At 70.8% G+C, this 13,616-nt stretch carries 10 protein-coding genes; 8 read left to right on the top strand and 2 right to left on the bottom strand.

What is annotated here, in order from left to right:
- Positions 1 to 5 precede the first annotated feature (5 nt).
- From OWR29_RS44975 to dapB, 4 genes are all read left to right on the top strand, one after another.
- The gene (locus tag OWR29_RS44975; protein WP_267569804.1) at positions 6 to 2,336 is read left to right on the top strand and encodes a polyribonucleotide nucleotidyltransferase; all 2,331 of its coding nucleotides are present in this window, start codon (positions 6 to 8) and stop codon (positions 2,334 to 2,336) included.
- Between the two features lie 3 nt (positions 2,337 to 2,339).
- Positions 2,340 to 3,677, top strand: coding sequence for a M16 family metallopeptidase (locus tag OWR29_RS44970; protein ID WP_267569803.1), 1,338 nt, complete (start codon positions 2,340 to 2,342; stop codon positions 3,675 to 3,677).
- A gap of 86 nt (positions 3,678 to 3,763) precedes the next feature.
- Positions 3,764 to 4,651 (top strand): phosphatase PAP2 family protein, encoded by an 888-nt coding sequence (locus tag OWR29_RS44965; RefSeq protein ID WP_267569879.1) that lies wholly within the window; start codon positions 3,764 to 3,766, stop codon positions 4,649 to 4,651.
- Positions 4,648 to 5,406, top strand: coding sequence for a 4-hydroxy-tetrahydrodipicolinate reductase (gene dapB, locus OWR29_RS44960; protein ID WP_267569802.1), 759 nt, complete (start codon positions 4,648 to 4,650; stop codon positions 5,404 to 5,406). The genes OWR29_RS44965 and dapB overlap by 4 nt, the downstream gene beginning before the upstream one ends.
- On the opposite strand, the gene OWR29_RS44955 is transcribed toward dapB, so the two are convergent.
- A complete protein-coding gene (locus tag OWR29_RS44955) occupies positions 5,305 to 7,386 on the bottom strand; it encodes a glycogen debranching N-terminal domain-containing protein (RefSeq protein WP_267569801.1) in 2,082 nt (693 codons plus the stop codon). The genes dapB and OWR29_RS44955 overlap by 102 nt on opposite strands.
- A 124-nt stretch (positions 7,387 to 7,510) precedes the next feature.
- Between OWR29_RS44955 and OWR29_RS44950 the strand changes: the two genes are divergently transcribed.
- From OWR29_RS44950 to OWR29_RS44935, 4 genes are read left to right on the top strand one after another with little or no spacing between them, the layout of a single operon-like run.
- A complete protein-coding gene (locus tag OWR29_RS44950; RefSeq protein ID WP_267569799.1) occupies positions 7,511 to 8,488 on the top strand; it encodes a LacI family DNA-binding transcriptional regulator in 978 nt (325 codons plus the stop codon).
- 18 nt (positions 8,489 to 8,506) lie between these two features.
- Positions 8,507 to 9,748: a sugar ABC transporter substrate-binding protein gene (locus tag OWR29_RS44945; protein ID WP_267569798.1), complete on the top strand. Its 1,242-nt coding sequence runs from the start codon at positions 8,507 to 8,509 to the stop codon at positions 9,746 to 9,748.
- A gap of 2 nt (positions 9,749 to 9,750) precedes the next feature.
- Positions 9,751 to 10,752: a carbohydrate ABC transporter permease gene (locus OWR29_RS44940; RefSeq protein WP_267569797.1), complete on the top strand. Its 1,002-nt coding sequence runs from the start codon at positions 9,751 to 9,753 to the stop codon at positions 10,750 to 10,752.
- Positions 10,752 to 11,585, top strand: a complete 834-nt coding sequence (locus OWR29_RS44935; protein ID WP_267569796.1) for a carbohydrate ABC transporter permease — start codon at positions 10,752 to 10,754, stop codon at positions 11,583 to 11,585. Before OWR29_RS44940 ends, OWR29_RS44935 begins: the two co-directional genes overlap by 1 nt.
- Here OWR29_RS44935 and OWR29_RS44930 read toward each other — a convergent pair.
- A complete protein-coding gene (locus OWR29_RS44930) occupies positions 11,543 to 13,603 on the bottom strand; it encodes an MMPL family transporter (RefSeq protein WP_267569794.1) in 2,061 nt (686 codons plus the stop codon). The two genes, OWR29_RS44935 and OWR29_RS44930, sit on opposite strands and share 43 nt — an antisense overlap.
- Between the last annotated feature and the right edge of the window lie 13 nt (positions 13,604 to 13,616).

The raw sequence follows: 13,616 nt of genomic DNA, 5'->3' as shown, positions 1-13,616 counted from the left end.
ACCACATGACAGAGCAGAACACCGCTCTCGGCACCGAATCGCGCACCGCCGTCATCGACAACGGGTCGTTCGGCACCCGCGAGATCACGTTCTCCACCGGCCGCCTGGCCAAGCAGGCCGCCGGTTCGGTCATCGTCCAGCTGGGCGACACTGTCGTCCTCTCCGCGACCACGGCCAGCAAGCAGCCGAAGGAGCACTTCGACTTCTTCCCGCTGACCGTCGACGTCGAGGAGCGGATGTACGCCGCGGGCCGCATCCCCGGCTCGTTCTTCCGCCGCGAGGGCCGCCCCAGCGAGGACGCGATCCTCACCTGCCGCCTGATCGACCGGCCGCTGCGCCCGTCGTTCACCAAGGGCCTGCGCAACGAGGTCCAGGTCGTCGAGACCGTCCTCGCGCTCGACCCGGCCCACCCGTACGACGTGGTCGCCATGAACGGCGCCTCGATGTCGACCAAGCTGTCCGGCCTGCCGTTCAGCGGCCCGATCGGCTCGACCCGGGTCGCGCACATCGACGGCCAGTGGGTCGCCTTCCCGACCCTCGAGGAGCTCGAGCGGGCCACCTTCGACATGGTCGTGGCCGGCCGCACCCTGGCCGACGGCGACGTCGCCATCATGATGGTCGAGGCCGAGGCCACCCCGAACGCGATCAAGCTGATCGCCGGTGGCGCCTCCGCCCCCACCGAAGAGGTCGTGGCGAGCGGCCTCGAGGCTGCCAAGCCGGCCATCCGCGAGCTCTGCCGCGCGCAGAGCGAGCTGGCCGAGGTCGCCTCGAAGCCGGCCGTCGAGTTCCCGGTCTTCCTCGAGTACCAGGACGACGTCTTCTCGGCCGTGTCCGAGGCCGTCCGGTCCGAGACCGCCGAGGCTCTGAAGATCGCCGCCAAGCAGGAGCGCGAAGAGGCCCTTGACCTGGTCAAGGCCAAGGCGCACGAGCTGCTGGACGAGCGCTTCGAGGGCCGCGAGAAAGAGATCAGCGCCGCCTTCCGCTCGGTCACCAAGAGCGAGGTGCGCCAGCGCGTGCTGCGCGACCAGGTCCGCATCGACGGCCGCGGCCCGCGCGACATCCGGCCGCTGAGCGCCCAGATCGGCGTGCTGCCGCGGGTGCACGGCTCGGCGCTGTTCGAGCGCGGCGAGACCCAGATCCTCGGGGTCAGCACGCTCAACATGCTGCGCATGGAGCAGGCGCTCGACACCCTGGCGCCCGAGAAGTCCAAGCGCTACATGCACAACTACAACTTCCCGCCCTACTCGACCGGTGAGACCGGCCGGGTGGGTTCGCCGAAGCGCCGCGAGATCGGCCACGGCGCGCTGGCCGAGCGGGCCCTGGTGCCCGTGCTGCCCACGCGCGAGGAGTTCCCGTACGCGATCCGCCAGGTCTCCGAGGCGCTGGGCTCCAACGGCTCGACGTCGATGGGCTCGGTCTGCGCCTCGACGCTGTCGCTGCTGAGCGCCGGTGTGCCGCTGAAGGCGCCGGTGGCCGGCATCGCGATGGGCCTGATCTCGGACGAGGTCGACGGCAAGACCCAGTACGTCGCGCTGACCGACATCCTGGGCGCCGAGGACGCGTTCGGCGACATGGACTTCAAGGTCGCCGGCACCAGCGAGTTCGTCACCGCCCTGCAGCTCGACACCAAGCTCGACGGCATCCCGTCCGACGTGCTGGCCGGTGCCCTGCAGCAGGCGCACGACGCCCGCGCCACGATCCTGGGTGTGATGGAGGCCGCGATCAGCTCGCCGGCCGAGATGTCGGAGTACGCGCCGCGGGTCACCTCGGTCAAGATCCCGGTCGACAAGATCGGCATGGTCATCGGCCCCAAGGGCCAGACGATCAACGCGATCCAGGACGAGACCGGCGCCGACATCTCCATCGAGGACGACGGCACGATCTACGTCGGCGCCACCAACGGCCCGTCGGCCGAGGCCGCCGTCGAGCGGATCAACGCGATCGCCAACCCGACGCTGCCCAAGGTGGGCGATAAGTTCCTCGGCACCGTGGTGAAGACGGCCGCGTTCGGCGCCTTCATCTCGCTGCTTCCCGGCCGCGACGGCCTGCTGCACATCAGCAAGGTGGGCGACGGCAAGCGGGTCGAGAAGGTCGAGGACTTCCTCAACGTCGGCGACAAGGTCGAGGTGTCCATCGCGGACATCGACGCCCGCGGCAAGATCTACCTCGACAAGGTCCGCCCCGAGGGCGAGGAGGCTCCGGTCGCCGCGCCGGCCGCTTCGGCCGAGGGTGGCCGCCCGCCGCGCGAGCCGCGGGAGCCCCGTGGCGAGGGTGGTGGCGAGCCCCGTCGTCGCCGTCGCTCCGGCGGCGAGGGCCGTGGCGAGCGCCGCGACTAAACTGTGACAACTAGTTCGTCGCGCGGGCCGGCCGGAAAGCCGGCCCGCGCTACTACACAGACCCTCGCGGACGGCGCGAAGCGCACGATCCTGCCCAGCGGGCTGCGCATCGTCACCGAGTCGATCCCGACCACCCGCAGCGCCTCGCTGGGCGTCTGGGTCGGCATCGGCTCGCGGGACGAGGCGCCCGGCATGTCCGGCGCCTCGCACTTCCTCGAGCACCTGCTGTTCAAGGGCACCCACAAGCGCACCGCGCTGCAGATCTCGAGCGAGATCGAGGCGGTCGGCGGCGAGACGAACGCCTTCACCACGAAGGAATACACCTGCTACTACGCGCGGGTGCTGGACGCCGACCTGCCGCTCGCGGTGGACGTGATGGTCGACGCGGTGGCCGACTCGATCATGGAGCCGGCCGACGTCGAGACCGAGCGCGGCGTGATCCTCGAAGAGATCGCGATGCACGAGGACGAGCCCGGTGACGAGGTGCACGACATCTTCACCGAGGCGGTCTTCGGCAGCCACCCGCTGGGCCGGCTGATCTCGGGGACCGAGGAATCGATCACCCCGATGACCCGCAACCAGATCCACAGCTTCTACCGGCGGCGCTACAAGGCGCCGCACATCGTGGTGGCGGCGGCGGGCAACCTCGACCACGCCACGGTCGTCCGGCTGGTCCGCAAGGCCCTGGCCGGCACCGCCCTCGACTCCGAGCCGGCCGCTCCGGCCGCGCCCCGGCCGGGTTCCAAGCGGGTGCCGACCCAGAAGCCGCACGTGGTCGTGCGCAACCGCGACACCGAGCAGGGTCACCTGGTGGTCGGCGGGGTCGGCATCGGCCGCCGCGACGAGCGCCGGTTCGCGCTGGGCGTGCTCAACAACGTGCTCGGCGGCGGCATGTCGAGCCGGCTGTTCCAAGAGATCCGCGAGAAGCGGGGCCTGGCCTACTCGGTCTACTCGTACGCCAGCCAGTACGCCGACGCCGGCCTGTTCGGTGTCTACGCCGGCTCGGCGCCCGGGAAGGTCGACGAGGTGCTCGACCTCGTGCGGGCCGAACTCGAACGGGTGGCCGCCCAGGGCGTCAGCGCCGACGAGGTGGCCCGGGGCAAGGGCATGGTCAAGGGCTCGTACGTGCTGGGGTTGGAAGACACCGGCTCGCGGATGAGCCGCCTGGCCAAGTCCGAACTGCTCTACGGCGACCTGATGGGCGTCGACGAGCTGCTGGCCCGGGTCGACGCGGTCACCACCGGCGAGGTGAACGAGGTGGCGGCCCAGTTGCTGGGTCAGCCGATGTCGCTGGCCGTGGTCGGACCCTTCGACGAGAACGCGTTCGGGGCGCACCGCTAACCTTGGACCCCGTGACGACGCTGGAGACCCCACCGCCGCCCACGCCCGCCGTGACCCCGGAACAGCGCAAGCGCCGGATCATCGGCATGACGGTGTGGGCGGCGGCCTTCGCGGTTTTCGTGTGGCTGGTCGGCGTGCCGACCAGCGACCCGGTCACCGCCTTCGGCTGGCTCTGGCTGGCCACCATCGCCTGGCGCAACTATCTGCCCTGGCGCGAGCACCTGCTGTTCCTGCGCGACTGGGGCCCGGTCGTGCTGCTGCTGGTCTTCTACAACGTGTCCCGGGGCGCGGCCGACAAGCTCTTCGACCCGCACGTGCTGCCGCTGATCCACGCCGACGAGGCCATGTTCGGGTGGCTCACCGACGGCAAGGTGCCCACGGTCTGGCTGCAGGAGCACCTGTACGACGCCAACCACGTCCCCTGGTGGGAGGTGGTCACCACGCTGGTCTACATCTCGCACTTCCTCACCGTGCCGACCGTGGCCGTGGTGCTGTGGGTGCGCAACCGGGCCGTGTCGTACCGGTTCATCCGCCGCTGGATCACGCTGAGCCTGGCCGGCCTGGTCACGTACTTCCTCTACCCGGCCGCGCCCCCGTGGTGGGCCTCGCTCTACGGCTACCTGCCCGACCACGTCGAGCGCTTCTCGTCCCGCGGGCTCGACGTGCTGGGCCTGCACGGCGCGGGCAACACCCTGAACGCGTTGCAGGTGCACCAGTCGAATCCGGTGGCCGCCATGCCGTCGCTGCACACCGCGTACGCGATGATGGCCGTCGCCTTCTTCCTGCCGATGGTCCGCAAGCGGTGGTGGCCGCTGCTGCTGGCCTATCCGCTGGCCATGACCTTCACGCTGGTCTACACGGGCGAGCACTACGTGATCGACGTGTTCGTCGGCTGGCTCTACGTGGCCGGCGTGTTCGCGCTGGTGGGCCTGGCCGAACGCTGGTGGGCCGGGCGGACTAAATTATCCGGATGACGAACCAGGCTGAGTCGATCCGCGTCGGCGTTCTCGGTGCCCGGGGCCGCATGGGCCTCGAGGTGTGCAAGGCGGTCGACGCCGCCGGCGACATGGAACTGGTCGCCATGCTCGACCAGGGCGACGAGTTGTTCAAGGCGTCCGAGGCCCACGCCCAGGTCTTCGTCGACTTCACCACCCCCGACGCGGTGATGGACAACCTGCGCTGGGCCGTCGACCAGGGCATCAGCGTGGTCGTCGGCACCACCGGCTTCACCGACGAAAGGCTTTCCCAGGTACGCGAATGGCTCGCGGCCAAGCCCGGTGTCGGCGTGCTGGTGGCCCCCAACTTCGGCCTCGGCGCGGTGCTCATGATGCAGTTCGCGGCCCGGGCCGCCCGCTACTTCGACTCGGTCGAGATCATCGAGCAGCATCACCCGCGCAAGCTGGACGCCCCGAGCGGCACGTCGACCCACACGGCCCACCTGATCGCGCAGGCCCGGGCCGAGGCCGGCTTGGGCCCCATGCCCGACGCCACCAAGGAAGAGGTGGACGGCGCCCGCGGGGCCGACATCGACGGCGTCCGCGTCCACTCGGTGCGCGCCGCGGGCCTGGTCGCCCATCAGGAGGTGCTGTTCGGCTCGCTCGGCGAGACGCTCACCATCCGCCATGATTCACTCGACCGGGTCTCCTTCATGCCCGGCGTCCTGCTCGGCGTCCGCAAAATCCTCGAGCGTCCCGGCCTGACGGTCGGACTCGACAGCTTCCTGGATTGAGAACCCCGGCGGTAGGCCGGTGAGCGTGCCGTTCGCGAAGTCGACCGGGTGGCCGGCGATTCTCAGGCCGGTCACGGTGGGGGCGTCGGGCAGGGGGCGTACGCGGACCACGCCGGCGGGGACGTCGGGGTCGAGGCCGAGCCAGGCCTGCAGGACGAGCACGGCGGCGGCGGCCGACCACGCCTGCGGGTGACACGACGCCGGGTACGGCATGGGCCTCGAAATCTCCGTCCGGGAGTCACCGCCGTACAGCTCGGGAAGCCGGAACCCGAACGCCTCGCCCGCGCCCAGCAGCCCGTCGATCAGGCGGCCGGCCTCGGCCGGGAAACCGGCCCGGGCCAGCCCAGCGGCCACGATCGCCGTGTCGTGGGCCCAGATCGAGCCGCAGTGGTACGACAGCGGCGCGAACCCGCCGTCGCCGGCCGACATCGTGCGCAGGCCGTAGCCGCCGGACATCTCGGCCGAGCCGAGCGCCGCCGCGACCCGTGCCTCCTCGTCCGCGTTCAGGATGCCGGTGCCCAGCAGGTGGCCGATGTTGCTGGTCAGCGCGTCGACCGGCTGCTTGTCCCGGTCGAGGGCCAGCGCCGGGTAGCGCCCGCCGTCCACCCAGAAGGCGCCGCGGAACCGGGCCGCGAGCGCGTCGGCGTACGCCCGCCACAGCGACCCGCCCGGGCGGCCGAACGCGTCGAGCAGCGCCGCGCCGTCCTGGGCGGCCCGGTACGCGTACCCCTGCACCTCGGCCAGCGCGATCGGGGCGTCGGCGATCCGCCCGTCGTGGAAGCGAACCGCGTCGTGCGAGTCCTTCCAGCCCTGGTTGGCCAGGCCGCGCCCGGTCGGGTCGAGGTATTCGAGGAAGCCGTCGCCGTCCGGGTCGGCGTGGTCGGCCAGCCAGCCCAGCGCCGCCTCGAGCGCGGGCAGCAGCTCGGCGATCTCGGCCGGGTCGTGGCCCCAGCGCCAGGCGTCGTGCAGCAGGCTGATCCAGAGCAGGGTGGCGTCGATCGTGCCGTAGTAGACCGCGGGCAGCCGGCCCTCGACGCTCACGTCGTCCCGGCGGAGCTCGTGCATGATCTTGCCGGGGGCCTCGCCGGTCTCGGGGTCGAGCTTGGTGCCCTGGCGGCGGGCCAGCGCCCGCAGCGTGCCCAGGGCGAGGTCGGTGCCGAGCGGCAGCATCATCCGCGCGGCCCACAGGCTGTCGCGGCCGAAGAGTGTCAGGTACCAGGGGACGCCGGCGCCGAGGAACGTGTCGCCGTCGTCGATCGCGGTGGTCAGGCGCAGGGCGGCCAGGTCGTCCAGGGACTGGTCGAGCAGCCGGGTCAGGCGGTGGTCGGCGGCTCGTACGGCCGGGCGGGCGAAGTCGCCGCGCGGGCCGGCCAGCATGACCGCCGCCGGATCGCGCACGGTCAACGCCCAGCGCAGGGTGACCCGCCCGCGCGGCGGAATCGTCACCCGGCGGTCAAGATCCCCCTCGATGCGCACCTCAACGCCGCCGACGCCGTCCCCACGCTGCCCGACGTCACCAACGCCCTGCTCGAAGGCGGGACCGCGCCCGAAATCATCGTCACCGCGTCCGATATTTCCGGACTTAACCATCTCGATCGGCGCCAGATCGCTTGCGGTGTCGATCGTGACTGTGGTCGTGACGGGAACATCCGCGGTGGAGACGATCGTGATCTCCTCATCGACCGCGCCGGCCCGGACCCTCCGTACGCGATCAATGCGCACCGTCGGGTCGGGCCCAGGATTGCCCAGCCAGCGCGCCAGGCTGACGAACCGCGTGGCCCCCGGCCCCGCCGCAGCGTGCCCGATCGGCTCCGGCTCACGTCCGTCCAGGCGAAGCACGGCCAGCGACAACACCCGGCAGTCGGCGTGGAACACCCCCTGAACCCCGGACGCGCGGATCTGACCGTCCGCCCCGGAGAGCGCCGACGTCGGCGCGGCGAGGGTGGGCACCAGATCGTGCAGGAGGGGCTGGAGGGGCACGCGATCTCCCGGGGTTGACAGGCGGCGAGGCTGCGGGCAAAGTGCGAAACAACCCCGTAACTTGATCGATCCAATCCTGCCCTATCAGAATTTGATCGTTCAAGACCTAGGAAGGGTCGACTTGGTGGAAAAGGTGACGATCGCGACGGTCGCCCGCCGGGCCGGCGTCTCGCGCCAGACCGTGTCCAACGTGATCAACACGCCGGACGTGGTGCGGGAAGAGACCCGCGAGCGCGTCCGCGAGGCGATCACCGCGCTCGGCTACCGGGTCAACCAGGCCGCGCGGCAGATGCGGACGGGCCGGTCCCGCCTCATCGCCGTGCGCATCGAGCCCGCCCGCGACGGCATCAACGGCTCGGTGCTCGACCGCTTCCTGCACGGGCTCACCGACGCCGCCGGGCTGGCCGGCTATCGCGTCATGCTCTACACCGCCGCCGACGACAACGACGAGATCGCCACCTACGACGACCTGCTTTCCGCGTACGACCTGGACGCCTTCGTCCTGACCAGCACGCACCACGGCGACCCGCGCACCTCCTGGCTGGCCGAGCGCAGCGTGCCGTTCGTGACCTTCGGCCGGCCCTGGGGCGCGCCCGACATGCACTCCTGGGTCGACGTCGACAACGCGGCCGGCACCGCCGCCGCCACGGAACACCTGCTCGCCGCCGGTCATCAGCGGATCGGCTTCCTGGGCTGGCCCGCCGGCTCCGGCGTCGGCGACGCCCGCCGCGAGGGCTGGCATCGGGTGCTCGGTCCGTGGGGACCGTCGGCCGCCTCGACCGACGGCGTGCAGGGCGGGGCCGAGGCGGCCCGCGCTCTGCTCGCCACCGATGAACCGCCGACCGCCCTGGTCTGCGCCAGCGACTCCCTCGCCCTCGGCGCCCTTCAGGCCGCCCGCGAACTCGGCCGCGAGTGCGCGGTCGTCGGCTTCGACGACACGGCGGTCGCTCAGGCCATCGGGCTCACCAGCGTCAGCCAGCCCCTGGCCGAGGCGGCCGCCCGCTGCATGGATCTGCTCGCCGAACTTCTCGACGGCCGTGCGCCCTCCGTCCCTGCCACCGTCCTGCTCCCGCCCTCCCTGGTGCTCCGCCAGACGGCCTGACCCCTTGGAGATCCCCCGATGACCAGACTTCGCCACGCGGCCCTGGCCGCCGCGCTCGCCGGGTCGCTCGTAGCGGCCGGCTGCGGCAGCGGCTTCGACGACAACGGTTCGACCACCACCCAGCAGAGCGCCGGCCCGGCCGACCTCAAGATCATGATCGCCTCGTCGGGCGACGCCGAGACCAAGGCCGTGCAGGACGCGGCCGCTCAATGGGCGTCGAGCAGCGGCAGCAAGGCCACTGTGACCCCGGCTCAGGACATCGTTCAGCAGCTCGGTCAGGCGCTGGCCGGCAGCACCCCGCCGGACGTCTTCTACGTCGATGCCGCCCGCTTCGCGGACTACGCCAGCGTGGGGGCCCTGGAACCGTACGCGCAGGGAATGGAAGGGGTTGACTCTTTCCTGCCCAACCTGCGGCAGAGCTTCACCTTCGAGGACAAGCTGTACTGCGTGCCCAAGGACACGTCGACCCTGGCGCTGCAGATCAACACCGATCTGTGGAAGAAGGCCGGGCTGACCGACGCCGACATCCCCACCAGCTGGGAGCAGCTGCGCGCGACGGCCCAGAAGATCAAGGCCAAGAACATCACGCCGCTGGCCATCGGCGACACCCGCGACCGGATCGGCGCCTTCCTCGTGCAGGCCGGCGGCTACTGGGTCAGCCCGGACGGCAAGCAGGCGACCGGGGACACCGCCCAGAACGTCGAGGCCCTGACGTACGTACAAGGGCTCTTGAAGGAAGGTCTGGCCAAATACCCCAAGGCACTGGACGCGGGGTGGGCCGGCGAGGCGTTCGGCAAGGGCAAGGTCGCGATGACCATCGAGGGCAACTGGATCAAGGGCGCGCTGACCGCGGACTTCCCGAACATCAAGTACACGGTGAAAGAGCTGCCGGCCGGACCCAAGGGCAAGGGCACGCTGTCGTTCACGCAGTGCTGGGGCATCGCCGCCAAGAGCAAGTTCAAGCAGCAGGCGGTCGCGTTCGTGCAGGCCATGACCAGCGCCGAGCAACAGCTGAGCTTCAGCAAGGCGTTCGGCGTCATGCCCTCGCGGCAGGACGCGCAGGCGACCTATCAGCAGCAGAACCCGGATGACGCGGCGTTCGTGGCCGGCGCGCAGTACGCCCAGGGTCCGGTGAACGCCCCCAAGATGGACAGCGTGCTGGCCGACCTCGACTCCGGCCTGCAGGGCCTGCAGACCGGCGACCCCAAGGCGGTGCTGCAGCGCTTCGACAAGAACGCCAAGACGGCCCTCGGGGGCTGAGCGTGCCACGCGGAATCCGGGGCAACGAACGGCCGGCCGGCTGGCTGTTCGTCGCCCCGGCCCTGATCATCCTGGGCCTGTTCATGCTGCTGCCGATCCTGATGGCGCTGTGGGTCAGCCTGACCCGCTGGAACGGCCAGGGCAGCCCGTTCACCGGTGACGTGCCGTTCGCCGGGCTGCAGAACTACACGCGGCTGTTCACCGACGAGGGGCTGGCCCGGCAGGACTTCATGACCAGCATCCGCAACAACGCGTACTACGTGCTGCTGGTCGTGCCGATCCAGACCGTTCTGGCGCTGGCGCTGGCCCTGGTCGTCAACAACCGGCTGCTCAAGGGCAAAGGCTTTTTCCGTACGGCGTTCTACTTCCCGTCCGTCACGAGCTCGGTGGCGATCAGCGTCGTGTTCCTGTTCATGTTCGCCAACGGCGGCGCGATCAACGCGATCCTGAGCGTCTTCGGCATCAACGGGCCGCAGTGGTTCTCCGACCCGCGCGGGCTGATTCACCTGGCCTTCGGCGACCAGGCGCCTGCTCTGCTGGCCGACCACAGCCTGCTCGGGCTGAGCTGGTGGGACTGGCTGGCCGGGCCCAGCGTGGCCATGTGCGCGATCATCACGCTGGTCATCTGGACCACGTCGGGCACGTTCATGGTGATGTTCCTGGCCGCCCTGCAGAACGTGCCGGTGCAACTGGAAGAGGCCGGCCTGATCGACGGCGCCTCGGCGTGGCAGCGGCTGCGGCACATCATCCTGCCCCAGCTCCGGCCGACGACGTTCCTGGTGGTGACGCTCGGGTTGATCGGCACGTGGCAGGTGTTCGACCAGATCTACGTGATGAGCCAGGGCAACCCGGCCAAGACGACGCTGACCCCGGCCTTCCTGTCCTACCGCACGGCATTCCGCGACTTCGACTACGGCTCCGGTGCGGCCATCTCGTTCGTGCTGTTCCTCATCATCGTGGTGCTCACCCTCGTCCAGCGCCGGCTGACCCGGGAGCGTGACTGATGATCCGTACGCTGACCTCGCGCTTTCTCGGCTACGCGATCCTGATCTTCTTCGCGCTGGTCTTCCTCTACCCGTTCGTCATCCAGATCGCCAACGCCTTCAAGACCGAGGCCAACGCGGCCGCCAACCCGCTCTCGCCGATCCCCGACCCCTTCACGTCGGCCTCGATCGAGAGGATCTTCGAAGGCACCGGCTTCCCGACCTGGCTGGGCAACTCGGTGCTGGTCACCGTCGTGGTCACGATCGGCCGGGTCGCCTTCGGCTCGATGGCCGGCTATGCGCTCTCCCGCCTGCAGTTCCGCGGGCGGCGGGCGCTGTTCGCGGGCCTGCTCGCGCTGATGGCGGTGCCGCCCGTCGTGCTCCTCATCCCGAAGTTCCTGGTGCTCAACCAGCTGGGCATGTACAACAGCTACTCCGGGCTGATCGTGCCGTTGCTGGCCGACGCCACCGGGGTCTTCGTGATGAAGCAGTTCTTCGACTCGGTGCCGGTCAGCGTCGAGGAGGCGGCCCGCATCGACGGAGCCGGCGTCTTCCGGACGTTCCGCTCGGTCGTGCTGCCGATGGCCAAGCCGGCCCTGATCACGCTGACCATCCTGTCGTTCACCGGATCGTGGAACGAGTTCCCGCACACCCTGGTCTCGGTGCAGGACCCCAGCCTGTTCACCCTGCCCCGCGGCCTGGCCGACCTGGTCAGCGGCTCGCTGGGCGCCGGCACGCAGTACCCGCTCAAGCTGGGCGCGGCCCTGCTGGCCACCATCCCGGTCGCCATCATCTTCGTCATCTTCCAGCGTTATTTCGTACGGGACGCGGCCGCCGGCTCCGACAAGGGCTGACCCGGTCGCCGCCGCCAGGTCCACCAGTTGGCCGGGCCGAGGGCGGCGACCAGGGCCGGGGCGAGCACGCCGCGGACGATCGTGGCGTCGATGATGATGCCGAGCGCGAGGGCGGTGGCCAGGATCTTCACCTCGGTCGTGGGCACCTGGGCCAGCGAGATGAAGGCGAGGAACAGGATCAGCGCGGCCGAGGTGACCAACCGGCCGGTGCGGGCCAGCCCGCGCACGGTGGCCGCATCGGTCGGGTGGCCGTCGTCGTGCTCCTCCCGGATCCGGGCCAGCAGAAAGACCTCGTAGTCCATGGACAGGCCGAACAGGAAGGCGAACACGGCGATCGGCACCCAGGTGGTGATCGCGCCGGCCGCACGCTGGTCGAACAACAGCTCGGTGCCGTGCCCGTCCTGCCAGATCCAGACGGTGATGCCGTAGGCCGCGCCCAGCGAGAGCACGTTGAGAACCAGCGCCTTGATGGGCAGCACGATCGAGCCCAGCGCCCGGATGAGCAGCAGGATCGTCACCACGACGATGAGCCCGATCACCCACCAGGCGTTGCCGTAGACCGCGGCGACGAAGTCGGCCTCACCGGCGGGCCCGCCGCCGACCCGGGCGCCGGTGGCCTCGGCCGCAACCCGGACCGCGGCTGCGGCCTCCACCCCCTCACCGGTAGAGGTGTCCGCCGTGGTCCAGGCCCGCACCAGCGTCTCGCCGCCGGCGCGGCCCGGCCAGACGACCGCCGAGGCCACCCCGGGCAGGCCGGCCACCGCCGCGCGAACCCCGGCGGGGTCGGCGGTCAGGATGTCGACCGGCGTGGTCAGTCCGGCGCCGATGCCGGAGGAGTCGAGCCGGGTGATCGCGTCCCCGGCGTCGCCGCCGGCCGAGGCGAGCGAGGCGTTCGTCGGCTGCCCCAGGCGGATCGTCAGCACCGGCGCGGCCAGGACCAGCAGCACCACGGTGGCCGCGATCGCCGACAACCAGCGGCGCCGCACGACCGCCGTGCCGACGCGCCGCCACAGCCGGCTGTCCGGATCGGTGCTCCGCCGGTGCGGCCAGTCCAGGCGCCGACCGGCCGTCAGCAGCAGGGCGGGCAGCAGGGTCAGCGCCGCGAGCACACTGATCACCGGTATGAGCAGCCCGGTGAAGCCCACGCTGCGCAGGAACGGGACCGGCAGGGCGATCAGCGCGGCCAGGCTGATCGCGACCGTCACGCCGGAGAAGAACACCGACCGGCCCGCCGTGGCCAGCGCCCGGTGCACGGCCTCGGCCGGGTCGGCGCCGCGGCCCAGCTCCTCACGCCACCGCGTGACGATGAGCAGGGCGTAGTCGATGGCCACGCCCAAGCCGATCAACGCCAGCAGGAACTGCACGATGAACGAGATGTCGGTGATCCCGGTCAGCCCCCAGACCAGCAGGAAGGTAGTGAGGATGGACCCGGCCGCGATCAGCAGGGGCAGCAGGGCCAGGGCCGAGCCGAACACCAGCAGCAGCACGATCAACGCCCCGGTGGCGCCGAAGATGGTCTCGACCAATACATCGGCGCCCTGGTCGCCACCGCCCTCGGCCGCGAGCGCGTCCTTGCCGGTCACGGTCACCTGATGAGCCGCGGCCACGCTCTGCAGCGCGGGCAGGGCCTCGACGTACGGTTCCGGGCCGGGAACGATCCGCGGGTAGACCACCACCACCGCGGTCTGCCCGTCCGACGATCGCAGTGCCTGCTCACCGGCGTACGACAGAACGCTCGCGCCAGGCAACGCCTGCGCGACCGACGCGACCAGGTCACCGGCCCGCTCGGCCGAGGGCTGCCGGTCGACCAGCAGGATCGGCAGGGCGTCGCCACCCGAGCCGAACCGCTCCTGGATCACCCGGTTGGTCTCGTAGCCGGGCTGACCGGGCAGAGAGAAGTCGTAGGTGAGCGCGGCGACGGCCTTGGGCGCCGCGAAACCGCCGGCCACGGCGAGCAGCAGCCAGGCGAGCAAGACCCACCGGCGGTGGGTCACCACGAGCCGGGCCACGGCATCCACCTGATGAACGTAC

The sequence above is a fragment of the Paractinoplanes pyxinae genome (assembly GCF_026626335.1).
GTDB lineage: Bacteria > Actinomycetota > Actinomycetes > Mycobacteriales > Micromonosporaceae > Actinoplanes > Actinoplanes pyxinae.
Note: the sequence above shows the minus strand (reverse complement) of the source record. Positions and strands in the feature narration are given on the sequence as shown.

What these genes read in the sequence shown, in the direction of transcription:
- OWR29_RS44975 (WP_267569804.1), top strand. Translation starts at nt 6, where the DNA reads ATGACAGAGCAGAACACCGCTCTCGGCACCGAATCGCGCACCGCCGTC.
- OWR29_RS44965 (WP_267569879.1), top strand. Translation starts at nt 3,764, where the DNA reads ATGACGGTGTGGGCGGCGGCCTTCGCGGTTTTCGTGTGGCTGGTCGGC.
- OWR29_RS44945 (WP_267569798.1), top strand. Translation starts at nt 8,507, where the DNA reads ATGACCAGACTTCGCCACGCGGCCCTGGCCGCCGCGCTCGCCGGGTCG.
- OWR29_RS44935 (WP_267569796.1), top strand. Translation starts at nt 10,752, where the DNA reads ATGATCCGTACGCTGACCTCGCGCTTTCTCGGCTACGCGATCCTGATC.
- dapB (WP_267569802.1), top strand. Translation starts at nt 4,648, where the DNA reads ATGACGAACCAGGCTGAGTCGATCCGCGTCGGCGTTCTCGGTGCCCGG.